The 22,871-nt window shown below is 53.5% G+C and carries 18 protein-coding genes and 7 tRNA genes; 6 read left to right on the plus strand and 19 right to left on the minus strand.

Features of this window, described 5'->3' with window-relative positions; genetic code table 11:
• Position 1 precedes the first annotated feature (1 nt).
• From AOY23_RS12230 to nagB, 13 genes are all read right to left on the minus strand, one after another.
• Positions 2-586 carry a hypothetical protein gene (locus AOY23_RS12230; protein WP_152958533.1) on the minus strand — a complete coding sequence of 195 codons (585 nt, stop codon included), beginning with the start codon at positions 584-586 and terminating at the stop codon, positions 2-4.
• Between the two features lie 119 nt (positions 587-705).
• Positions 706-780 (minus strand) — tRNA-Gln (locus AOY23_RS12235).
• Positions 781-949: 169 nt separating this feature from the next.
• Positions 950-1,024, minus strand: a tRNA-Gln gene (locus AOY23_RS12240).
• 77 nt (positions 1,025-1,101) lie between these two features.
• A tRNA-Met gene (locus tag AOY23_RS12245) sits at positions 1,102-1,178 on the minus strand.
• Between the two features lie 18 nt (positions 1,179-1,196).
• A tRNA-Gln gene (locus AOY23_RS12250) sits at positions 1,197-1,271 on the minus strand.
• Between the two features lie 31 nt (positions 1,272-1,302).
• A tRNA-Gln gene (locus tag AOY23_RS12255) sits at positions 1,303-1,377 on the minus strand.
• A gap of 23 nt (positions 1,378-1,400) precedes the next feature.
• Positions 1,401-1,485 (minus strand) — tRNA-Leu (locus AOY23_RS12260).
• 7 nt (positions 1,486-1,492) lie between these two features.
• Positions 1,493-1,569 (minus strand) — tRNA-Met (locus tag AOY23_RS12265).
• A 218-nt stretch (positions 1,570-1,787) separates the two neighbouring features.
• Positions 1,788-3,452 carry an asparagine synthase B gene (gene asnB / locus AOY23_RS12270; RefSeq protein WP_054179898.1) on the minus strand — a complete coding sequence of 555 codons (1,665 nt, stop codon included), beginning with the start codon at positions 3,450-3,452 and terminating at the stop codon, positions 1,788-1,790.
• A 249-nt stretch (positions 3,453-3,701) separates the two neighbouring features.
• On the minus strand, positions 3,702-4,454 hold the full coding sequence (gene nagD, locus AOY23_RS12275; RefSeq protein WP_054179899.1) for a ribonucleotide monophosphatase NagD: 753 nt from the start codon (positions 4,452-4,454) through the stop codon (positions 3,702-3,704).
• A 49-nt stretch (positions 4,455-4,503) separates the two neighbouring features.
• Positions 4,504-5,724 carry a DNA-binding transcriptional regulator NagC gene (nagC, locus tag AOY23_RS12280; RefSeq protein ID WP_054179900.1) on the minus strand — a complete coding sequence of 407 codons (1,221 nt, stop codon included), beginning with the start codon at positions 5,722-5,724 and terminating at the stop codon, positions 4,504-4,506.
• 8 nt (positions 5,725-5,732) lie between these two features.
• Positions 5,733-6,881 (minus strand): N-acetylglucosamine-6-phosphate deacetylase, encoded by a 1,149-nt coding sequence (nagA, locus tag AOY23_RS12285; RefSeq protein WP_054179901.1) that lies wholly within the window; start codon positions 6,879-6,881, stop codon positions 5,733-5,735.
• A 57-nt stretch (positions 6,882-6,938) separates the two neighbouring features.
• Complete coding sequence (gene nagB / locus AOY23_RS12290) at positions 6,939-7,739, minus strand: glucosamine-6-phosphate deaminase (RefSeq protein WP_054179902.1); 801 nt, start codon at positions 7,737-7,739, stop codon at positions 6,939-6,941.
• A gap of 325 nt (positions 7,740-8,064) precedes the next feature.
• Here nagB and nagE point away from each other — a divergent pair, with 325 nt between their 5' ends.
• From nagE to AOY23_RS12310, 4 genes are all read left to right on the plus strand, one after another.
• Complete coding sequence (nagE, locus tag AOY23_RS12295; protein ID WP_072170991.1) at positions 8,065-10,086, plus strand: N-acetylglucosamine-specific PTS transporter subunit IIBC; 2,022 nt, start codon at positions 8,065-8,067, stop codon at positions 10,084-10,086.
• A 184-nt stretch (positions 10,087-10,270) separates the two neighbouring features.
• A complete protein-coding gene (gene glnS / locus AOY23_RS12300; protein ID WP_054179903.1) occupies positions 10,271-11,938 on the plus strand; it encodes a glutamine--tRNA ligase in 1,668 nt (555 codons plus the stop codon).
• 419 nt (positions 11,939-12,357) lie between these two features.
• Complete coding sequence (chiP, locus tag AOY23_RS12305; RefSeq protein ID WP_054179904.1) at positions 12,358-13,770, plus strand: chitoporin ChiP; 1,413 nt, start codon at positions 12,358-12,360, stop codon at positions 13,768-13,770.
• Positions 13,771-13,816: 46 nt separating this feature from the next.
• Positions 13,817-14,152, plus strand: coding sequence for a ChiQ/YbfN family lipoprotein (locus tag AOY23_RS12310; protein WP_054179905.1), 336 nt, complete (start codon positions 13,817-13,819; stop codon positions 14,150-14,152).
• A 104-nt stretch (positions 14,153-14,256) separates the two neighbouring features.
• Here the strand turns inward: AOY23_RS12310 and fur are convergent, their stop codons facing one another.
• From fur to ybfF, 4 genes are all read right to left on the minus strand, one after another.
• Positions 14,257-14,709: a ferric iron uptake transcriptional regulator gene (gene fur, locus AOY23_RS12315; protein WP_004885952.1), complete on the minus strand. Its 453-nt coding sequence runs from the start codon at positions 14,707-14,709 to the stop codon at positions 14,257-14,259.
• 294 nt (positions 14,710-15,003) lie between these two features.
• A complete protein-coding gene (gene fldA / locus AOY23_RS12320) occupies positions 15,004-15,534 on the minus strand; it encodes a flavodoxin FldA (RefSeq protein ID WP_054179906.1) in 531 nt (176 codons plus the stop codon).
• A gap of 150 nt (positions 15,535-15,684) precedes the next feature.
• The gene (ybfE, locus tag AOY23_RS12325; protein ID WP_054179907.1) at positions 15,685-15,978 is read right to left on the minus strand and encodes a LexA regulated protein; all 294 of its coding nucleotides are present in this window, start codon (positions 15,976-15,978) and stop codon (positions 15,685-15,687) included.
• Positions 15,979-16,111: 133 nt separating this feature from the next.
• Positions 16,112-16,879 (minus strand): esterase, encoded by a 768-nt coding sequence (gene ybfF, locus AOY23_RS12330; RefSeq protein ID WP_054179908.1) that lies wholly within the window; start codon positions 16,877-16,879, stop codon positions 16,112-16,114.
• A 184-nt stretch (positions 16,880-17,063) separates the two neighbouring features.
• Between ybfF and seqA the strand changes: the two genes are divergently transcribed.
• Positions 17,064-17,618, plus strand: coding sequence for a replication initiation negative regulator SeqA (seqA, locus tag AOY23_RS12335; protein ID WP_054179909.1), 555 nt, complete (start codon positions 17,064-17,066; stop codon positions 17,616-17,618).
• A 24-nt stretch (positions 17,619-17,642) separates the two neighbouring features.
• Positions 17,643-19,283, plus strand: a complete 1,641-nt coding sequence (gene pgm / locus AOY23_RS12340) for a phosphoglucomutase (alpha-D-glucose-1,6-bisphosphate-dependent) (protein WP_054179910.1) — start codon at positions 17,643-17,645, stop codon at positions 19,281-19,283.
• A gap of 78 nt (positions 19,284-19,361) precedes the next feature.
• Here pgm and potE read toward each other — a convergent pair whose 3' ends face one another.
• On the minus strand, positions 19,362-20,681 hold the full coding sequence (gene potE / locus AOY23_RS12345) for a putrescine-ornithine antiporter (protein ID WP_152958543.1): 1,320 nt from the start codon (positions 20,679-20,681) through the stop codon (positions 19,362-19,364).
• Complete coding sequence (speF, locus tag AOY23_RS12350; protein WP_054179912.1) at positions 20,675-22,858, minus strand: ornithine decarboxylase SpeF; 2,184 nt, start codon at positions 22,856-22,858, stop codon at positions 20,675-20,677. Before speF ends, potE begins: the two co-directional genes overlap by 7 nt.
• Positions 22,859-22,871 lie beyond the last annotated feature (13 nt).

Genomic DNA, 22,871 nt, shown 5'->3' on the forward strand with positions numbered 1-22,871 from the left:
ATCAGAATAAACGACTCAGCATTGGTATTGTTCCTTTCCTGGACAACAAATACCCCTGATACCAGTTGTGGTTGAACTGTATGCTCTGGGAAACACTCGGCCATTCGTTACGAATGATCTTTAAAAGCGTGAAGCCACTGACTGAGAGCATATATATCAAACCAGGTATTACAGGCAAAGCCAATACCTTTGGAATGAGATGCCTTATCGGATGAGCATACTCATTTAAGGCAATGATAATACAAGCTAATTGTATTATCGATTTTAAGGTGAAGCCCCGCAGGTAAAACTGACGAAGGCGTTCAGGGGAAGTAAAAGAAATGTTGTTTAGCACAAGTCTTTGCTCATTTGCGGGAAAACCCGCTATATAAATCATCCATTCGGACTTCTCGGAGAGAAGTTGCACCGCCCCGTGATTGCTTAGAATATGCAGGCGCAGACAAATCACTATGGGGAAGAGTATTTTTAGCAAAATGAGATAACTCACTAAAGCTGAGTATCCTAAGTACGCCAGGATAGTTGCTGCCAGGATGATTAGGAGGTGAGATATTTTGTTGATAAATAAAGGAAAGATTTGGTAGTTCACTATACACCATTTTAAGCAAAATTTAGCGAATTTTACCATTGCTGTTTCTTGTTAAAAGGTGAAATGTTGTCCGAAATAAAACAAAAAAGCCCGCCTAAGCGAGCTTTTTTGCATTGAAGTGGCTGGGGTACGAGGATTCGAACCTCGGAATGCCGGAATCAGAATCCGGTGCCTTACCGCTTGGCGATACCCCAATTGTTTGTGGTTTATCTCTGTCTGTGTGCCGGAATCAGACCGAAGCCTTACAGCCTGGAGATACCCCAATTGTTTGTGGTTTATCTCTGTCTGTGTTCCGGAATCAGACCGGAGCCTTACAGCCTGGAGATACCCCAACAGGGTGCGTTCTAAAACGTCTTTCAAATTTGGCTGGGGTACGAGGATTCGAACCTCGGAATGCCGGAATCAGAATCCGGTGCCTTACCGCTTGGCGATACCCCAATTGTTTGTGGTTTATCTCTGTTTTCGTGCCGCAATCAGACCGATGTCATACAGCCTGGAGATACCCCAATTTTATTTGGTGGCTACGACGGGATTCGAACCTGTGACCCCATCATTATGAGTGATGTGCTCTAACCAACTGAGCTACGTAGCCGGACTTCCTTTCATCGACTGGCTGGGGTACCTGGATTCGAACCAGGGAATGCCGGTATCAAAAACCGGTGCCTTACCGCTTGGCGATACCCCAACAACAGGTACGTCAGTAAGTCGATGAAATATGGCTGGGGTACCTGGATTCGAACCAGGGAATGCCGGTATCAAAAACCGGTGCCTTACCGCTTGGCGATACCCCATCCGTGCAACGCGTACCTGGGAATGGTGCGGGAGGCGAGACTTGAACTCGCACACCTTGCGGCGCCAGAACCTAAATCTGGTGCGTCTACCAATTTCGCCACTCCCGCAAAAAGATGGTGGCTACGACGGGATTCGAACCTGTGACCCCATCATTATGAGTGATGTGCTCTAACCAACTGAGCTACGTAGCCATCTTTTTCGCGTTACCTTATCGGCGTTGCGGGGCGCATTATGCGTATTGAGCCTTGTAGCGTCAACCTCTTTTTGACGGAAAACCGCCGGAATGTGACTGTTTGGTTAGGTTGCGAACAGCGTGGTGCATTATTCGGCAATTATTGGTTATTTCTCAAATTTGCTGAGGAAAAACAACAAAGGGCCCCGCAGGGCCCGATGCGAATTTTCATCACTTTTACTGGTAAGCGGACTGGTGTACGCCGACCGCGCGACCAGAGGGATCGTTCATGGTTTTGAAGGCTTCATCCCACTCGATCGCTTTGGCGGAAGAGCAGGCGACAGACGGGCCGCCAGGCACACATTCTGCTGCGCTCGGTACCGGGAACAGCTCCTCGAAAATTTCACGATACAGATACGCTTCTTTAGAGGTCGGCGTGTTGTACGGGAAACGGAAGCTGGCGGTTTCCAGTTGTTGATCAGAAATCTGTTTCGCCGCGACCTCTTTCAGCGTGTCGATCCAGCTGTAACCCACACCGTCGGAGAACTGCTCTTTCTGACGCCATGCGACGCTTGCCGGCAGGTAAGCTTCAAAACATTCACGCAGGACGTGTTTTTCCATTTTACCGTTACCGCACATTTTGTCCTGCGGGTTGATGCGCATCGCCACGTCGAGGAATTTCTTGTCGAGGAACGGGACACGCGCCTCAACACCCCAGGCTGACATCGCTTTGTTAGCGCGGGCACAGTCAAACATATGCAGCGCCTGCAGTTTACGCACGGTCTCTTCATGCAGCTCTTTCGCATCCGGCGCTTTATGGAAATAAAGATAACCGCCGAACACTTCATCAGAACCTTCGCCGGAGAGCACCATTTTGATGCCCATCGCTTTGATTTTACGCGACATCAGGTACATCGGCGTTGAGGCTCGGATCGTGGTCACATCGTAGGTTTCAATGTGATAGATAACATCGCGGATCGCGTCAAGCCCTTCCTGCACCGTGAAGTGGATTTCATGGTGAACAGTGCCGAGATGGTTCGCGACTTCCTGCGCGGCTTTCAGATCCGGCGAGCCCACCAGACCAACGGCGAAGGAGTGCAGTTGCGGCCACCAGGCTTCCGAACGCTCCTGATCTTCAACGCGGCGCGCGGCATATTTTTTGGTGATCGCGGAGATAACTGACGAATCCAGCCCGCCGGACAGCAGCACGCCGTACGGCACGTCAGACATCAGATGGCTTTTAACGGAATCTTCCAGTGCCTGACGCAGCTCTGCTTTGTCCGTCACGTTGTCTTTGACGGCGTCGTAGTCAAACCAGTCACGCTGGTAATAAGAGCGGATCTCGCCGTCTTTGCTCCACAGATAGCTTCCCGGAGGGAACTCTTTGATGGTGCGGCACACTGGTACCAGCGCTTTCATTTCAGAGGCGACGTAGAAGTTGCCGTGCTCGTCGTAACCCATATACAGCGGAATAATGCCGATATGATCGCGGCCAATCAGGTAAGCGTCTTTTTCGCTGTCATAAAGGACGAAAGCAAACATGCCCTGCAGATCGTCGAGAAACTCAGCCCCTTTTTCCTGATACAGGGCGAGGATCACTTCACAGTCAGAACCGGTCTGGAACGCGTAGCGATCGCCGTACTCTGCGCGCAGCGCCTGGTGGTTGTAGATCTCACCGTTAACCGCCAGCGCGTGCGTTTTCTTTTCGTTATACAGCGGCTGGGCACCGGCGTTGACGTCGACAATAGACAGACGTTCGTGGGCGAGAATCGCTTTATCGCAGGCATAAATACCGGACCAGTCCGGGCCGCGATGGCGCATCAGGCGGGAAAGCTCCAGCGCTTTTTTGCGCAGCTCTCCCGCGTCAGTTTTGATATCCAGTACACCAAAAATAGAACACATAAACGTCTCCGTTAACCTGTTGCGTAATGCTGTTGTGTCATTTGCTCTGAGAGAGACAATGCCGCAAAGCGCGAGGCTGGCGCAAGGGGTTTACGGGCGTATCAGAAAATAATGCAATGAGAGTTGTCGAATGATGAAAAAGACGCGGCAATACTATGCATCTGTTGATGAATTATCAGTAAATCGCATTATTTATTAGATGAATAATAATGGAAGGCCGGATGCGTTATGCAACATCCGGCTCTGGAATTAAAAAACGTCAATTTCCGCAACGGACGGGTAAATCCAGGAGGGGCGGAACGGCATGCTGTCGATGTCATCGACCGTTGAAACGCCGGAGAGCACCAGCACGGTTTCCAGACCGGCCTGGAAGCCCGCCAGGATATCGGTACGCAGGTTGTCGCCGACAATGACCGTTTGCTCGGAATGCGCCTGCATTTTATTGAGCGCGGCACGAATGATCCACGGGCTGGGCTTGCCGACGTAAAACGGTTTGCGACCGGAGATTTTCTCGATACCCGCGCAGAGCGCGCCGCAGGCCGGATAATAACCACGACCGTGGGTGTCCGGGTTGGTGGCGATAAAGCGCGCGCCGTTGGCGACGAAGAACGCGGCTTTATGCATCATGTCCCAGTTATAAGAGCGCGTTTCACCGACGATCACGAAATCCGGATTGACGTCTGTGATGGTGAATCCGGCTTTATACAATTCATGGATCAACGCGCCTTCGCCGACGACATACGCCTTTTTACCTTCCTGACGACGCAGAAAATCCGCGGTCGCCATAGCCGAGGTGTAAAACACGCTGTCCGGCACATCGACACCGGCGGTGGCGAAACGGTTTGCCAGATCCTGCCCGGTCTGGGAAGGGTAGTTGGTCAGCAGGACCAGCGGCAGGCCTTTCTCCAGGATGCGGGTAACAAACTCCGCAGCACCGGGAACGGCGACGTTATCGTGCATCAGCACACCGTCGATATCACAAATTACGTTCTTAATGGTCATGGACTACCCAGGCTCAACAGCTTAAAGAGAGGCGTACTATAAAACCGCTTTAGCTTTCCAGCAAACGCTGTAGCAGGATGCCGTTAAGCATAGCGCGTTTTACCAGCGCAAACGCGCCAATGGCGGAGCGGTGATCTAGCGTGGAACGCACGACCGGCAGATTCTTGCGAAACGCCTTCAGCACCTGCGTATTAATGCACCCTTCAATGGCGGGGAGCAGCACGCGCTCGGCTTCGATGATTTCCCCGGCAATCACCACTTTCTGCGGGTTAAACAGGTTAATGGCGATGGCAATGGTTTTGCCAAGCTGGCGGCCAACATGTTCGATGACTTCGCTCGCCAGCGGGTCGCCTTTATTAGCGGCTTTGCAGATGGCGCTGATCGAACAGTCATCCAGCGTCACACGGCTCTGATAGCCCTGTTCCAGCAGATGACGGACGCGTTGTTCGATGGCGGCGTTGGCGGCAACGGTTTCCAGACAGCCGAAATTGCCGCAGTGGCAGCGTTCGCCCAGCGGGTCGACCTGAATGTGGCCGATTTCACCGACGTTGCCGTTACGTCCGATAAAAATACGCCCGTTGGAGATGATCCCGGCGCCGGTACCGCGGTGAACACGCACCAGAATGGAGTCTTCGCAGTCCTGACTTGCACCGAAATAGTGCTCCGCCAGCGCTAAACTGCGGATGTCATGTCCAATAAAACAGGTGACGTTAAAGCGTTTTTCCATCGCATCGACCAGCGCCCAGTTCTCCACCGGGATGTGCGGCATATAGCGAATCACCCCGCTGTCGGGGTCGACCAGCCCGGGCAGGATCACGGAGATGGCAATCAGCTCGCGGATTTTCCGCTGACAGGAAGCGATAAACAGCGAAATGGTATTCAGCAACGCGTGTTCGAGCGTTTCCTGCGTGCGCTCCGGTAACGGGTAGTGCTCTTCCGCCAGCACTTTGCTGCTCAGATCATAGAGCGTCAGGGTCGTGTCATGACGCCCGAGGCGAATGCCGATAGCGTGGAAATTGCGGGTTTCGGTGACGATGGAGATCGCGCGGCGGCCCCCGGTGGAGGCTTGCTGATCGACTTCTTTAATCAGGCCGCGTTCAATTAACTGACGGGTAATTTTTGTCACGCTGGCGGGAGCAAGCTGGCTTTGTTCTGCGATCTGAATGCGCGAGATGGGGCCGTGCTGATCGATCAGACGGTATACCGCTGCGCTGTTCAGTTGTTTTACGAGGTCAACATTGCCAATTTGAGCTTGTCCGCCAGGTGTCATACATTTACTTACTCAGTGACGACCTCGTTACCATTAACGATGGTCTTGGTTACCTTATAGTCGCGAGTGAATGCGGTCAGGTTGGCGATCATCCCGGGCGCAATGCTGCCCAGTTGCTTGTCGACACCTATCGCACGCGCCGGGTAGAGCGTCGCCATACGCAGGACTTCATCCAGCGCGATGCCGCAGTGCTCAACCAGATTGCGAACCCCTTCAATCATGGTCAGAGAGGAGCCGCTCAGCGTGCCATTCTCATCTACACACAATCCATTCCGGTAGTATATTGTTTTCCCGGCAAAAATGAACTGGTCAATATTTGCGCCTGCCGGTGCGGTCGCATCTGTCACCAGACACAGCTTGTCGCCTTTCAGACGTTTTGCGTTACGCACGTTGGCGAAATCGACATGCAGACCGTCGGCGATAATGCCGCAGTAAACGTCCGGCTCATCAAAAATCGCGCCCGCCAGACCCGGCTCACGCCCGGTGATGTACGGCATCGCGTTATAAAGGTGCGTGGCGAAAGTAATCCCGGCGCGGAAGCCGATTTTCGCTTCTTTTAGCGTGGCGTTGGAATGACCGGCAGAGACCACAATCCCGGCGTTCACCAGCTTGCGGATCACCTCAGGCTCCACCATTTCCGGCGCGAGGGTGACTTTGGTAATGACGTCTGCGTTAGCGCAGAGGAAATCCACCAGTTCAGCGTCCGGTTTGCGCACGTAATCCGGGTTATGGGTGCCTTTCTTGACGATATTCAGCCACGGCCCTTCCAGATGCAGACCCAGCGCCTGGTTCGGGTATTTCGCCAGATACTCGCGCATCACGCGAATGCCCTGTTTCATCAGTTCGTCGCTGGAGGTAATCAGCGTCGGCAGATAGCTGGTGCAGCCCGATTTTTCATTGGCCTTCTGCATGATTTCCAGCGTCTTCACGCTGACGGCGTCCATGGTGTCGTTAAACTGCACACCGCCGCAGCCGTTCAACTGAACATCAATAAAACCCGGGGCGAGAATGGCGCCATTGACTGAGCGCTGCTCAATGTCAGACGGTAAATCCGCCAGCGGACAGAGACGTTCGATCAGGCCATTGGCGACAACAATCGCATGGTCATCCAGAATTTCGTGGCCGGTATAAATCCGACCATGGGTTAATGCATACATTACAACCCCCGGTAACAAAAATACGACCGTCTCCCCCGAAGGAGAGACGGTATTGAATCAAAGACCTTTAACGTTTTCTGCTTCTAACTCATTGAAGTATTTCAACGTTTTCACTTTCAGCTCCATGGTGGACGGTTCGTCGCAGACCATGACCGCTTTCGGGTGCAGTTGCAGACAGCTAATGGTCCACATGTGGTTGACGTTCCCTTCAACCGCTGCCTGCAGCGCCAGCGCTTTCTGAGAGCCCAGCACCAGAATCATCACTTCTTCGGCATCCAGCAGGGTACCCACGCCAACGGTCAGCGCATATTTCGGCACCAGGTTGACATCGCCATCGAAGAAACGGGAGTTTGCCACGCGAGTGTCATGGGTCAGGGTTTTAATGCGGGTGCGGGATGCCAGTGAAGAGGCCGGTTCGTTGAACGCGATATGACCATCGTTACCTACGCCGCCCATGAACAGATTGATTTTACCGTACGAACGGATCTTCTCTTCGTACTGACGGCATTCCGCGTCGATGTCCGGTGCGTTACCATTCAGCAGGTTGATGTTTTCTGCCGGGATATCAACATGATCGAAGAAGTTGCGGTGCATGAAGCTGTGATAGCTTTCCGGATGTTCCTTCGGCAGACCAACGTATTCGTCCATGTTGAAGGTGACAACGTGCTTAAAGCTAACCTGGCCTGCTTTATGCATCTCAACCAGCGCTTTGTACGCGGTGAGCGGCGTGCCGCCGGTCGGGAGGCCGAGTACAAACGGACGATCCGCAGTAGGTTTGAACGCATTGATACGATTGACGATATGACGTGCGGCCCATTTACCTACTTGCTCAGCGGTCGCCAGGGGGATCAGTCTCATTGTTCACCTCAATAAAGTTGATTTAAAGCATTGGCGGATTGGTACCGATACTCTGTTAAGGGTAACCTGGTTTGCCAGCGAAAGGGGACAATCCGTCTTGATTTTTTGAATGATAAAATAAGTTTTGGCTGTTAGCCAGCGAATGGGAGGGGGTATTACGATATTTGGTGATTATAATCACAAAAAACGGGTGTTTAATTTGCGAGACGAATTAATTTTCCACACACTCTGAACGTAGGTGATAAATCGCCACGCTTCAAGGTTTGTTACACAATAAAAAAACGGCTTTGAATGAGTCTGAACGGGGTCTCATAGGGGGAAGAAAGTGAGTATTCTAGGTTATTTACAAAAAGTAGGCCGCGCACTGATGGTGCCAGTGGCCACGCTGCCGGCCGCAGCCATCCTGATGGGTGTCGGCTATTGGATCGACCCGGTAGGTTGGGGTGGTGAGAACGCGCTGGCGGCGTTCTTCATCAAATCCGGCTCTGCCATTATCGACAACATGTCCGTACTGTTCGCCATCGGTGTTGCTTACGGTATGTCTAAAGATAAAGACGGTGCAGCAGCACTCACCGGCTTCGTCGGTTTCCTCGTTTTAACGACACTCTGCTCGCCAGCTGCCGTGTCGATGATCCAAAAAATTCCGGCGGACCAGGTTCCGGCGGCGTTTGGTAAAATCAGCAACCAGTTCGTGGGTATCCTGGTCGGTATCATCTCCGCTGAACTGTACAACCGCTTCTCAAGCGTAGAGCTGCCGAAAGCGCTCTCCTTCTTTAGCGGTCGTCGTCTGGTGCCGATCCTCACCTCCTTTGTGATGATCGTTGTCGCGTTCATCATGATGTACATCTGGCCGGTGATTTTCGATGGTCTGGTGAACTTTGGTGAGCACATCCAGAAACTGGGCTCTATCGGTGCGGGCGTTTACGCCTTCTTCAACCGTTTGCTGATCCCGGTCGGTCTGCACCACGCGCTGAACTCAGTATTCTGGTTCGACGTGGCGGGTATCAACGACATTCCTAACTTCCTCGGCGGCGCACAGTCCATCGAAGCAGGTAAAGCGGTTGTGGGTATCACCGGTCGTTATCAGGCAGGTTTCTTCCCGATCATGATGTTCGGTCTGCCTGGCGCGGCACTGGCTATCTACCATTGCGCACGTCCGGAAAACAAAGCGAAAGTGCTGGGTATCATGATGGCAGGCGCCTTCGCGGCCTTCTTCACCGGTATCACCGAACCGCTGGAATTCTCCTTCATGTTCGTTGCGCCTGTGCTGTACGTCATCCACGCTATCCTGACGGGTATCTCCGTGTTCATCGCGGCGAGCATGCACTGGATTGCGGGCTTTGGCTTCAGCGCCGGTCTGGTGGATATGGTGCTGTCTTCGCGTAACCCGCTGGCCACACAGTGGTACATGCTGATCCCGCAGGGCCTGGTGTTCTTCGTGATCTACTACCTGGTGTTCCGCTTCACCATCACCAAATTCAACCTGATGACTCCGGGTCGCGAACTGGCGGTTGCTGGCAGCGAAGCGGATGGTCAGGACGTGAATCTGAGCAGTGGTAAAGATCAGGACGTCGCAGGTCTGGCACGTCAGTACATCGCCGCTGTCGGTGGTTCTGACAACCTGACTGGTATCGATGCCTGTATCACCCGTCTGCGTCTGTCAGTGAAAGATTCAAGCCTGGTGAACGAAGCGCTGGCTAAACGCCTGGGCGCAACCGGTGTTATCCGTCTGAACAAAACCAGCGTACAGATTATCGTTGGCTTTGTGGCGGAAAAAATCGCTAACGCAATGCACACTACCGGCCCTGTCGCGGCGGCAGAAGCGGCTCCGGCTGCAGCGCCAGCACAGGCGGCGGCAAAACCGCAGGCAGTACCGAACGCGGTCACCATCGCGGCGCTGGTTTCCCCAGTGACCGGTGATGTCGTCGCGCTGGATCAGGTGCCTGACGAAGCCTTTGCCAGCAAAGCGGTGGGTGACGGTGTGGCGGTGAAACCGACGGAAAGCGTTGTGGTTTCTCCGGCGGCGGGCACGATCGTGAAAATCTTCAACACCAACCACGCGTTCTGCCTGGAAACCGACAAAGGCGCGGAAATCGTTGTCCACATGGGTATCGATACCGTCGCACTGAACGGTGAAGGCTTCAAACGTCTGGTGGAAGAGGGTGCGGAAGTGACAGCAGGCCAACCCATCCTTGAGATGGATCTGGACTTCCTGAACGCCAACGCGCGCTCAATGATTAGCCCGGTGGTTTGCAGCAACATCGACGACTTCGGCGGCCTGGTGGTTAAGGCGCAGGGTCACGTCGTTGCAGGCGAAACCGCGCTGTATGAGATTAAAGGCAAGTAATCGCTCCTGAGCAAGCAACTGCATGCCTCATGCGGCGGGGGATCTCCTCCGCCGCTTTTTTTTGCAGCAATCAGCCCCCAGATAGTTCTTCAGAGACGTATTTTCCGCAACTAATGGTTGTCTCTTCGACTGGCTTATAAGATCATATGCCGTTATACGTTGTTTACGCCTTGAGGAACCCACGATGAGTGAGGCTGAAGCCCGCCCGACAAACTTTATTCGTCAGATCATTGATGAGGATCTGGCCAGTGGTAAGCACACCACGATCCACACGCGTTTTCCGCCTGAACCGAACGGTTATCTGCACATCGGTCATGCGAAGTCTATCTGCCTGAACTTCGGCATCGCCCAGGATTACAACGGGCTGTGCAATCTGCGTTTCGATGACACGAACCCGGTAAAAGAAGACATCGAATACGTCGAGTCCATCCAGAATGACGTGCAATGGTTAGGTTTCCACTGGGCAGGCAAAGTCTGCTATTCGTCGGATTATTTCGATCAACTGCATCACTATGCGGTTGAACTGATCAACAAAGGTCTGGCCTATGTTGACGAACTCTCTGCGGACGAAATTCGTGAATACCGCGGCACACTGACGCAGCCAGGTAAAAACAGCCCGTACCGCGATCGCAGCGTGGAAGAGAACCTGGCGCTGTTCGAAAAAATGCGTGCTGGTGGATTTGAAGAGGGTAAAGCCTGTCTGCGTGCGAAGATCGACATGGCATCGCCGTTCATCGTGATGCGCGACCCGGTGTTGTATCGCATTAAGTTTGCCGATCATCACCAGACCGGCAGCAAGTGGTGCATCTATCCGATGTATGACTTCACCCACTGCATCAGCGATGCGCTGGAAGGTATTACTCACTCGCTGTGTACGCTGGAATTCCAGGACAACCGCCGCCTGTACGACTGGGTGCTGGACAACATCTCAATCCCGGTTCATCCGCGTCAGTACGAGTTTTCTCGTCTGAACCTGGAATACACCGTCATGTCCAAGCGTAAGCTGAACCTGCTGGTGACCGACAAGCACGTGGAAGGCTGGGATGACCCGCGTATGCCGACTATTTCTGGTCTGCGTCGTCGTGGCTACACCCCGGCGTCAATTCGCGAGTTCTGCAAACGCATCGGCGTGACCAAACAGGACAACACCATCGAGATCGCTTCGCTGGAATCCTGCATTCGTGAAGATCTCAACGAAAACGCGCCGCGTGCGATGGCGGTTATCGATCCGGTGAAACTGGTTATCGAAAACTACCCGCAGGGCGAAAGCGAAATGGTGACCATGGCTAACCATCCGAACAAACCGGAAATGGGCAGCCGTGAAGTGCCGTTCAGCGGTGAAATCTGGATCGACCGTGCTGACTTCCGCGAAGAAGCCAACAAGCAGTACAAGCGCCTGGTGCTCGGTAAAGAGGTGCGTCTGCGTAATGCGTACGTCATCAAGGCGGAGCGTGTTGAGAAAGATGCCGAAGGCAACATCACCACCATTTTCTGCACCTACGATGCGGATACGCTGAGCAAAGATCCGGCTGACGGCCGTAAAGTCAAAGGCGTGATCCACTGGGTCAGCGCGGCACATGCGCTGCCGATTGAAATTCGTCTGTACGATCGCCTGTTCAGCGTGCCGAACCCGGGCGCAGCCGATGATTTCCTCGCGACCATTAACCCGGAATCGCTGGTGATTAAACACGGTTTCGCGGAGCCGGGTCTGAAGGCCGCAGAAGTGGGTAAAGCGTTCCAGTTTGAACGTGAAGGCTATTTCTGCCTCGACAGTCGTTACGCTACCGCGGACAAACTGGTGTTTAACCGCACTGTCGGTCTGCGCGACACCTGGGCGAAAATCGGCGAGTAATTCGTCATTCCAGTAAAGACGCCGCTTAGCGCGGCGTTTTTTTTCGCTTATCAATCATGGCGTTACATTTAATTAACATTCGCGATGCGAATTAATACTATTTACGTATCTCATTTTTCAGATCTGATTTGCCAGGAAAATTTTAACTTTTCTTCTCTGCCGCACGCATTTTCCTGAATCCGTAGCGATTTCTGCCACATTCTGCGCGCAATGCGCTTTGTTACAAAGTGCAATCAATTATGTGCGCTTTGTCATAGTCTTGTCATTTCGTGCCATAAAGTGATTGATAATTCGCGTCGCGAAAAATAGTCTATTCATCAGTAGATACACGGGAATTTCCCCGACTACTTTTCACATTTTTATTTTTATCGCTGCTCGCCTTATGAGTGGCGTTTTTAAAAGTCAAAGAGGATATACACATGCGTACGTTCAGTGGCAAACGTAGTACGCTGGCGCTGGCTATTGCAGGCGTCACCGCATTGTCGGGCTGGGTTGCGGTTCCGCAGGCCAGTGCAGCAGGCTTCATCGATGATTCAACCTTAACCGGCGGTATCTATTACTGGCAGCGTGAGCGTGACCGTAAAGACGTGACCGACGGCGACAAATACAAAACCAACCTTTCTCACTCCACCTGGAACGCCAACCTCGACTTCCAGTCTGGCTATGCCGCCGATATGTTCGGTCTGGATATCGCCGCCTTCACCGCGATTGAAATGGCGGAATCCGCTGAAAGCGGACACCCGAACGAAATTGCATTCTCCTCTGTCAACAAAGGGTATGACGAAGACTACTCCGGTGATAAGAGCGGGATCAGCCTGTATAAAGCGGCAGCAAAATTCAAATATGGTCCGGTATGGGCGCGTGCGGGTTACATTCAGCCGACCGGGCAGACCCTGTTAGCGCCGCACTGGAGCTTCATGCCGGGTACTTACCAGGGCGCGGAAGCCGGGGCAAACTTTGATTACGGTGACGCGGGCGCGTTGAGCTTCTCCTACATGTGGACCAACGAGTACAAAGCGCCGTGGCACATTGAAACCGACAAGTTCTACCAGAACGACAAGAAAACCAAAGTCGATTACCTGCATTCTCTCGGCGCCAAATACGATTTCAAAAACGATCTGGTGCTGGAAGCAGCGTTTGGTCAGTCTGAAGGGTTTGTCGATCAGTACTTCGCAAAAGCCAGTTACAAATTTGATGTCGCCGGTTCTCCGCTCTCCACCAGCTATCAGTTCTATGGCGCTCGCGACAAAGCGGACAATAGCACCATCAACGATATCTACGACGGCACCGCATGGTTACAGGCGCTGACCTTCGGCTACAAAGTGGCGGATGTGGTTGACCTGCGACTGGAAGGGACCTGGGTACGCGCGGAAGGCCAGCAGGGTTACTTCCTGCAGCGTATGACACCGACCTACGCCTCCTCTAACGGTCGTCTGGATATCTGGTGGGATAACCGCTCAGACTTCAACGCCAACGGCGAAAAAGCGGTCTTCTTCGGCGCGATGTATGACCTGAAAAACTGGGATCTGCCTGGCTGGGCGGTCGGTGCTTCTTACGTCTACGCGTGGGATGCGAAACCGTCTGACTGGTTTATCAACGGTGCGGGCCAGCGTGAAGACATGGCTTCCAACAAAATCAAAGAATCTGCCTACAGCCTGGATGCGATGTACACCGTGCAGGAAGGCCGTGCCAAAGGCACGATGCTCAAACTTCACTTCACGCAGTACGACAACCACTCCGATATCCCGAGCTGGGGCGGTGGTTACGGCAACATCTTCCAGGATGAGCGCGACGTGAAATTCATCGTCATCGCACCGTTCACCATTTTCTGATGCCAGCAGGGGCGGGGCAACCCGCTCCTGACATAAGGACGACATAATGAAGAAACTCATTCTTATCGCTATCATGGCATCGGGTCTGGTGGCTTGTGCGCAGCCGACGACGACAGCGCCGAAAGAAGACAGCCACCTGAGAGAAGCCTACAGCGCCTGCATTAATACGGCGGAAGGTAACCCGGACAAAATCGAAGCCTGTCAGAGCGTGCTGAACGTGCTGAAAAAAGAGAAGGCCCACGAGCAGTTCGCCACTCAGGAAACCGTGCGTACGCTGGATTACCAGCAGTGCATTCAGGCAACACGTACCGGCAACGACCAGGCGGTCAAAGCGAATTGCGATCGCATCTGGCAGGAAATCCGCAGCAACAACAAACAATAACGGTTTTGACCGTCAGATAAGGCCCGCGCTGCGGGTCTTTTTTTTGGCTGAAAAACGGTAATAAAAAAGCCAGCCCGGAGGCTGGCTCTTGTGGTAGCTGAAGATTATTTTTCCACGGCGTCGTGCGCGTGTTCATCTTCGCGGCAGTCGCCTTCAGCGCAGTGACCATACAGGTACAGGCTGTGGTTGGTCAGGCGGATGCCGTGGCGTGAAGCAATTTCACGCTGACGCGCTTCGATAGAGTCATCGCTGAACTCGATCACTTTGCCGCAATCCAGGCAGATCAGATGATCGTGGTGGTGCTGCTGCGTCAGTTCAAAAACCGATTTGCCGCCTTCAAAATTGTGGCGGGTTACGATACCGGCGTCATCAAACTGGTTGAGCACGCGATAGACCGTTGCCAGCCCAATCTCTTCACCCATGTCAATCAGACGCTTATATAGATCTTCCGCACTGACATGGTGATTATCCGGTTCCTGGAGGACTTCCAGAATCTTTAACCGTGGAAGCGTGACTTTCAGGCCGGCCTTCTTTAATGCGGTATTGTTGTCAGTCATGCGGAATCTGTCCTGTTGCTAAACGATTCACTTCCTTAAGCGGAAGTCTCACAGAGAATGCGCCCGGTAGAATGCGTCTCAATTATAGAACTGCCATGTATAAATGAAAACTGCAAGCGCCTGGCATACTATGCTTTCAAAAACGAGGCACTACCAGCAAAGCTAATGAACGAACCTCGTTAAATCAGCTGTCATTGTACAGGCATGCGCTTAAAAGTTAAAAATTTGTAGCGATAAATTTGATTGCTTTTATCTATTAATACGGTGCGATTTATTCACCGCACCGCTCATGCCTTACGCGTTCTTAATGGCTTCCAGATTAAGCTCTTCAGCAACCTGTTTGACCCACTTCTCAACGCGTTCGGCAGTCAGTTCCGGCTGACGATCTTCGTCAATGGCCAGACCAACAAAGTGGTCGTCATCTGCCAGCCCTTTCGAGGCTTCGAAATGATAACCGGCTGTCGGCCAGTGACCGACAATGATCGCGCCGCGTGGTTCGATGATGTCACGGATGGTACCCAACGCGTCGCAGAAATATTCAGCATAGTCTTCCTGGTCGCCACAGCCAAACAGGGCCACCAGTTTGCCGGTAAAGTCTATCTCTTCCAGCGACGGGAAAAAGTCGTCCCAGTCGCACTGTGCTTCACCGTAATACCAGGTCGGAATGCCCAGCAGCAGCAAATCGAACGCTTCGATATCTTCTTTGCTGCTTTTTGCAATGTCATGCACGTCGGCAACGTCTTTACCAAGCTGTTTTTGAATCATTTTCGCGATATTTTCGGTATTACCGGTGTCGCTGCCGAAAAAGATGCCTACGATTGCCATGAGTAAAATAACCTCTTGAAACTAAATGATATGGTAGTGGCATATTGCCCACAGATAAGGGCAATCATAGCAGAACAGAGAAGTGCACGGAAACAGCAATCATGCCGGACTGCACTCTCTGCTACATGAAAATGTGTTTTTTGCTCGTTTTCAGCGGTTTTCCTGGCGATGCAGGCTGGCAAGCTGGCTTAACAGGATCTCTTCAATGAGTTCGCTGCGGCTCATATTGCGGGCGTCGGCCAGTTCATTTAACGCGTCCACGGCATCGCTGTTGAGCTTGAGCTCAACACGCTTCAGGCCGCGAACTTTATCGCGTTTGAGCTGATTGCGCTTATTGATGCGTAACTGTTCGTCACGCGAGAGCGGATTGGTTTTCGGTCTTCCCGGGCGACGCTCATTTGCGAACAAATCTAATGTCGTACGGTCCGTTTGTTCTTTTGCCATGATTCAGAGTGACTTCGGGGAAACAAACAACCAGGCCATTGCCCGGATGGATAGCGCGCCATCATACATCAGCGAAACCCCCACGCCAACGACCGCAGCCATTCTGGCGCGCGGTCGCTGAGTTTTTAAGCATTCAGGCGTCGGCAAGGTAGCGGCGAATGGCACGCAGCACCGCGTCAGGTTTTTCCGCATGTACCCAATGGCCCGCACCGGCAATCACATGCGCCCGCGCCTGCGGGAACTGAGAGAGTAATGCCTCGCGGTAGGCTTCGGTAACGTAAGGCGAGTTGCCGCCGGGAATGAACAGGGCCGGGTGATCCCACGCCGGAATGGTTTCCCAGCCGACGATATGCGGATACTGCTGCCACAGCACCGGCACGTTGAACCGCCACTCGCCATCGACAAAGGATTTCAGCAGAAACTGAATCACGCCTTCTTCTTTTAACTGCTCGCGCATCACGCTGGCTGCCTGCTGGCGCGTTGTGGCGCCTGCATCGGTAACCGCATTAATGGCGGCGAAGATCTCATCATGGCGACGCACCTGATAATCCACTGGCGCAATGTCAATGGCGACCAGCTTTTCCACGCGCGACGGGGCCAGCGCAGTCAACGCCATCGCGGCTTTGCCGCCCATCGAATGGCCGACAACAATCGCCTTTTCCAGATGGTACTCGTCCAGCGTGTCGAGCAGATCCTGTGCCATTGCCGGGTAATCCATGACCTCTGACCGTGGCGACAGGCCGTGGTTGCGCATATCAACCTGATAAACATCATGGTCGCTCACCAGGTCGCGCGCCAGCACGCCAAGGTTGTCGAGGCTGCCAAACAGGCCATGTACCAGGAGGAGGGGAGAATTCTTGTGCGGGTTCTGTGCAGTTTGCGCTCGGGTATTCAAAATCATAGTAAAGTTCTTTATTTCGCTCTGTCGGGTTAGGGTATCATGGTGAACATTCTGCCGCCCGGCGGCAAGATCAGTAACTAATCTGGATTTTTGCCGCCATCCTGGTTTGACGCTATCCGCGGTTGGGTTTTGTACTTATAATCCCAACGACTTGTATTCAGAAAAGATATATCACTGGATTAAGATGAAAACGATCGAAGTTGATGACGAACTCTATCGCTATATTGCCAGCCACACGCAGCACATTGGCGAGACCGCATCCGACATTTTACGGCGTATGCTCAAGTTTTCCGCCGTAACGCAAACTGCTGCTCCTGCCACCCACACGGTTTCAGCACCCGCAACCGCTCCGGCGCCGGTCACCGACGCTAAGCCTGCCAGCCTGACGAAAGACAAGGTCCGCGCCATGCGCGAGCTGCTGCTTTCTGATGAATACGCAGAACAAAAGAAAGCGGTAAACCGCTTTATGCTGGTGCTCTCCACGCTCTGGTCGCTGGACAACAACGCGTTTACCGATGCAACGGAATCGCTCCACGGTCGTACCCGGGTGTATTTCGCCGCGGACGAGCAAACGCTGCTGAAAAATGGCAATCAAACAAAACCCAAACAGGTTCCTGATACGCCATACTGGGTGATAACCAACACCAATACGGGCCGTAAATGCAGCATGATAGAACACATCATGCAATCAATGCAGTTCCCCGCGGAATTGATTGAAAAGGTTTGCGGCACAATTTAACCCTTGCATAAGAAGGACCAGGCAATGGCAAACCATCCGCGTGCAGGTCAGCCTGCACAACAGAGTGATTTGATTAACGTCGCTCAGCTGACATCTCAGTACTATGTGCTGAAACCGGATGTTAACAATGTTGAACATGCGGTGAAATTCGGTACGTCCGGCCACCGTGGCAGCGCCGGGCGTCACAGCTTTAACGAACAGCATATTCTGGCGATTGCTCAGGCTATCGCTGAAGATCGCGCTAAAAATGGTATCACCGGACCGTGCTTTGTGGGTAAGGACACACACGCGCTGTCGGAACCGGCGTTCATTTCGGTGCTTGAAGTGCTGGCCGCGAACGGCGTTGATATCATCGTGCAGGAAGAGAACGGCTTTACGCCGACGCCTGCCGTCTCTAACGCCATTCTGGTTCACAACAAAAAAGGTGGCGCGCAGGCGGACGGTATCGTGATTACGCCGTCACATAACCCACCGGAAGACGGTGGCATCAAGTACAACCCGCCAAACGGCGGCCCGGCGGACACGAACGTCACGAAAGTGGTTGAAGACCGCGCAAACCAGTTGCTGGCGAACGGTCTGAAAGACGTGAAACGCGTTACGCTGGATGAAGCCTGGAAAAGCGGTCGCGTGAAGGCGCTGGATCTGGTGCAGCCGTTTGTTGAAGGTCTCGCGGATATCGTCGACATGGCGGCTATCCAGAAAGCGGGCCTGAAGCTGGGCGTTGATCCGCTCGGCGGCTCCGGGATCGAATACTGGAAACGCATTGCTGAATACTACAAGCTTGATCTGACCATCGTTAACGATCAGGTCGATCAGACCTTCCGCTTTATGCACCTCGACAAAGACGGCGCTATCCGTATGGACTGCTCCTCCGAGTGCGCGATGGCGGGTCTGCTGGCACTGCGCGACAAGTTCGACCTGGCGTTTGCTAATGACCCGGATTATGACCGTCACGGCATCGTCACCCCGGCAGGGCTGATGAACCCGAACCATTACCTGGCGGTGGCGATTAACTACCTGTTCCGGCATCGCCCGCAGTGGGGCAAAGAGGTGGCTGTCGGTAAGACGCTGGTCTCTTCTGCAATGATTGACCGCGTGGTCAACGACCTGGGCCGCAAACTGGTGGAAGTGCCGGTCGGTTTCAAATGGTTCGTTGACGGCCTGTTCGATGGCAGCTTCGGCTTCGGTGGCGAAGAGAGTGCAGGGGCCTCTTTCCTGCGTTTCGACGGCACGCCATGGTCGACGGATAAAGACGGCATCATCATGTGTCTGCTGGCGGCTGAAATCACCGCGGTAACCGGTAAGAACCCGCAGCAGCATTACGATGAACTGGCCCAGCGTTTTGGTGCGCCGAGCTACAACCGTCTGCAGGCGGCGGCAACGTCCGCGCAGAAAGCCGCGCTGTCTAAACTGTCGCCGGAAATGGTGAGCGCCAGCACGCTGGCCGGTGACCCGATCACCGCACGTCTGACGGCGGCACCGGGCAACGGGGCGTCCATCGGCGGTCTGAAAGTGATGACTGACAACGGCTGGTTTGCCGCGCGTCCGTCAGGCACGGAAGATGCGTACAAAATCTATTGCGAAAGTTTCCTCGGCGAAGAACATCGCCGCAAAATTGAGAAAGAAGCGGTAGAAATTGTCAGCGAAGTGCTGAAAAACGCGTAAAAAAGAACAGGCTCCGCAAGGAGCCTGTTTTGTTTTATGTGATGACGGCAGCGGCATTGCCGCTACCGGGGGAACAGATTAACTGTGTTTGTTTTTCAGTTCGAAGCGCGGGGACACCAGGCCGTACAGGGTCCAGCCGAGGAAGGTCGCCAGCGCGCCCCACAGCATGGCTTCTTCGCCGGAAGAGTAAAGTGCGTAGAAGCTGTACAGGGCACCGATAAATGCCACCACGTTTGCGGTACGGGCTTTACCTGCATCCACATTCGCCACTTTCTGGATAATGACCAGTGCGGCCATCGACAGAATGTAAGGAATGATGTTAGTCACCACCGCCAGGTTAACCAGCACGTTGAACTGGCTGTTCAACGACGGGCTAATGGTCATCAGTGACAACACAGACTGCAGGATAACGATAGCCAGCATCCCCTTCAGCGGTGCATTCGCTTTAGAAACATGGGAGAAGATTCTCGGGAAGTAGCCTTCATCCGCAGAAGATTTAAATACCTGCGCGATGGTGAACTGCCAGCCGAGCAGTGAGCCGCAGCAGGACATTACCATCAGACCCATGATCACTTTACCGACTTCCGGGGTGAACATCTGCGCGAACGCCAGACCGAACGGTGCGGTAGAGTTCGCCAGATCCATGTTCGGCACGATACCGGCAATTACGTTGGTGGAGACGATGTAAATCACCGCCGCACCCAGCGTACCGCCCAGTACAGCGATCGGCACGTTACGTTCCGGGTTTTCCACCACGTCCATGTTGGCACAGGCGGATTCCAGACCGAGGAAAGCCCACAGCGTCATGGCGATGGACGAGCCCACAGCACTGAAGAACGGCACGTTATGCGGGTTCCAGGAGTTGGCGTACAGGGTCGGGCTGAACCAGAACCAGCCGATAACGCACAGACCCACAACCGGGATAATAACCCCCCACACGGTCACGCTACTGATCTGACCGGTGATGCGCGCACCGCCGAAGTTAGCGACAGTACACAGCCACAGCACCCCGATAGTGGCCAGTGCAATCTGCACCGGCGACAGGGTGGCACCGAACAATTCGGTGCCGTAGCCTACAGCGGAGATGGCGATAGCCACGTTGGCGATCAACAGAGATACGCCATAGGTGTAGTTCGCCATAAAGTTACCGGATTTGCCGAAAGCATACTCGGCATAACCGCCCATCCCGCCGGATTTGCGGCTGAACATCCCGCATTTTGCGAAAGCATACGCCAGCGCCGTCGATCCTACCGCAGTCACCAGCCAGGAGATGATGGAGATGGTCCCCACTTCTGCCAGCTTGGTGGGTAACATGATGATGCCGGAGCCCATCATGTTCACTATCGTCAGGATCGTGAGCTGTATAACGCCCATCTTATTGGATTTACCACTCATAATTTTTCCCCTTTGGTGTCGCGAGGTGCGATGACGTAGCACCACACCGCTTTGCGACCTTCATGTTCCTGGATATAGACCCCTTGCAGTTCTGGCGCGAAGCCAGGCAGCAGGTTGATACCTTCTTCCAGAGCTGTGAAATACTGCAGAACGGCACCACCCCAGACTTCGCCCGGGACGACACACAGCACGCCCGGCGGGTAAGGAAGTGCGCCTTCAGCGGCAATGCGTCCTTCGGCTTGCGGCAGCGGCACAAGGTCAACTTCGCCACGAAGGTAGGCGTAGTTGGCTTCCTGTGGATTCATGCTGACGCGCGGGAAGTGTGATTTACGGAACATCTCTTTTTGCAACTGCTTAACGTTGTGACGAGCGTACAGATTGTGCATCTCCTGACACAGCTGGCGCAGGGTATAACCGGCATAACGCTCTTTGTGTTGATTATAGATAGACGGCAGAACATCCTTCAGCGGCGCATCGGATTCCAGCAGTTTCTCGAAACGAACCAGATGCGCGACCAGTTGCTGCAACTTGGCCATATCTTCAGCCGGGGTCAGCAGGAACAGGATGGAGTTGAGGTCGCATTTTTCCGGAACCACGCCATTTTCACGCAGGAAGTTGGCAAGGATGGTCGCCGGAACGCCAAACGACTCATATTCGCCACTGGCGGTATTGATGCCAGGGGTAGTGAGCAGCAGTTTGCATGGATCAACGAAGTACTGATTCGCGGCATAACCTTCAAAGGCATGCCAGCGTTCGCCAGGACCAAACTGGAAGAAACGCAGGTCGCTGGAAATGGTCGCGGCATCGTAAGACTGCCATGGTTTGCCGTCGACCATCGCCGGTACGAACGGGCGAATGTGTTTACAGCTGTCGAGGATCATCTTACGGGCATTGACGCCGTTAACCACGCAGTCCATCCACATGTTGCGGCCGCTTTCGCCTTCATGCATTTTGGCGTTGATATCCAGGGCGGCAAACAGTGGGTAGAACGGGCTGGTGGACGCGTGCATCATAAAGGCGTTGTTAAGGCGTTTATGCGGAACGTAACGGGACTGGCCTTTGATATGGCTGTCTTTTTTATGGATCTGCGAGGTCTGCGAGAAGCCAGCCTGCTGTTTGTGAACGGACTGCGTTACCAGGATACCCGGATCGTTTTCGTTCAGATCCAGCAGCAGCGGGGAACAATCCGCCATCATCGGGATGAACTGCTCGTAGCCCACCCACGCGGAGTCAAACAGGATGTAGTCGCAGAGGTGACCAATTTTATCCACCACCTGACGGGCGTTATAAATGGTGCCGTCATAGGTACCTAACTGGATCACCGCGAGGCGGAACGGACGGGCATCGTGTGCACGTTTCGGCGCCACTTCGTTGACCAGATTACGCAGATACTCTTCTTCAAAGCAGTGCGCATCGATACCACCAATGAAGCCGTACGGGTTACGTGCAGTTTCCAGGTAAATCGGTGTCGCACCAGCCTGCAGCAACGCACCGTGGTGGTTGGATTTGTGGTTGTTACGGTCGAACAGCACCAGGTCGCCCGGGGTCAGCAGCGCATTCAGTACCACTTTGTTTGAGGAGGAGGTGCCGTTCAGTACGAAGTAGGTTTTATCGGCGTTAAATACTTTTGCCGCGTGCTGCTGTGCGATGCACGGCGCACCTTCGTGAATTAGCAGGTCGCCCATTGCCACGTCAGCGTTGCACAGGTCAGAGCGGAACAGAGTTTCGCCGAAGAATTCAACGAACTGGTTACCGGCCGGGTGACGACGGAAGAATTCGCCGCCCTGGTGCCCCGGGCAGTCAAAGGCGCTGTTGCCTTGCTTCACGTAATCGACCAGCGCACGGAAGAACGGCGGGCGCAGCTGAGTTTCATATTTCACTGCCGCCGCTTCCAGCTGGCGACCATAAAACTCGTTGCGGGTCTCGTCGTGTTCGAACACGCCCTGGACACGTGACAGATATTCTGACGGGACCACTTCATCTCTATTAATAGAAATAAATACCGGGATGTTATAGCCAGTGGAATTTAATTTATCGAGCATGCCACATTCGACATCTTCGATAGTCAGTACCACGGCGGCTACGTCGATAAAATCGGTTTCAGAAGTATTTACAATGCTGCGCTGAGTTGAAAAACAGTCAGGGCAAGTACGGCTAACCGCGATTTTTAATTCAGTCATTTTTAATCTCTTT

This window comes from Trabulsiella odontotermitis (assembly GCF_001297775.1).
Taxonomy (GTDB): domain Bacteria; phylum Pseudomonadota; class Gammaproteobacteria; order Enterobacterales; family Enterobacteriaceae; genus Trabulsiella; species Trabulsiella odontotermitis.

What these genes read in the sequence shown, in the direction of transcription:
- asnB (WP_054179898.1), bottom strand. Translation starts at nt 3,452, where the DNA reads ATGTGTTCTATTTTTGGTGTACTGGATATCAAAACTGACGCGGGAGAG.
- nagD (WP_054179899.1), bottom strand. Translation starts at nt 4,454, where the DNA reads ATGACCATTAAGAACGTAATTTGTGATATCGACGGTGTGCTGATGCAC.
- nagC (WP_054179900.1), bottom strand. Translation starts at nt 5,724, where the DNA reads ATGACACCTGGCGGACAAGCTCAAATTGGCAATGTTGACCTCGTAAAA.
- nagA (WP_054179901.1), bottom strand. Translation starts at nt 6,881, where the DNA reads ATGTATGCATTAACCCATGGTCGGATTTATACCGGCCACGAAATTCTG.
- nagB (WP_054179902.1), bottom strand. Translation starts at nt 7,739, where the DNA reads ATGAGACTGATCCCCCTGGCGACCGCTGAGCAAGTAGGTAAATGGGCC.
- glnS (WP_054179903.1), top strand. Translation starts at nt 10,271, where the DNA reads ATGAGTGAGGCTGAAGCCCGCCCGACAAACTTTATTCGTCAGATCATT.
- chiP (WP_054179904.1), top strand. Translation starts at nt 12,358, where the DNA reads ATGCGTACGTTCAGTGGCAAACGTAGTACGCTGGCGCTGGCTATTGCA.
- AOY23_RS12310 (WP_054179905.1), top strand. Translation starts at nt 13,817, where the DNA reads ATGAAGAAACTCATTCTTATCGCTATCATGGCATCGGGTCTGGTGGCT.
- fur (WP_004885952.1), bottom strand. Translation starts at nt 14,709, where the DNA reads ATGACTGACAACAATACCGCATTAAAGAAGGCCGGCCTGAAAGTCACG.
- fldA (WP_054179906.1), bottom strand. Translation starts at nt 15,534, where the DNA reads ATGGCAATCGTAGGCATCTTTTTCGGCAGCGACACCGGTAATACCGAA.
- ybfE (WP_054179907.1), bottom strand. Translation starts at nt 15,978, where the DNA reads ATGGCAAAAGAACAAACGGACCGTACGACATTAGATTTGTTCGCAAAT.
- ybfF (WP_054179908.1), bottom strand. Translation starts at nt 16,879, where the DNA reads ATGATTTTGAATACCCGAGCGCAAACTGCACAGAACCCGCACAAGAAT.
- seqA (WP_054179909.1), top strand. Translation starts at nt 17,064, where the DNA reads ATGAAAACGATCGAAGTTGATGACGAACTCTATCGCTATATTGCCAGC.
- pgm (WP_054179910.1), top strand. Translation starts at nt 17,643, where the DNA reads ATGGCAAACCATCCGCGTGCAGGTCAGCCTGCACAACAGAGTGATTTG.
- speF (WP_054179912.1), bottom strand. Translation starts at nt 22,858, where the DNA reads ATGACTGAATTAAAAATCGCGGTTAGCCGTACTTGCCCTGACTGTTTT.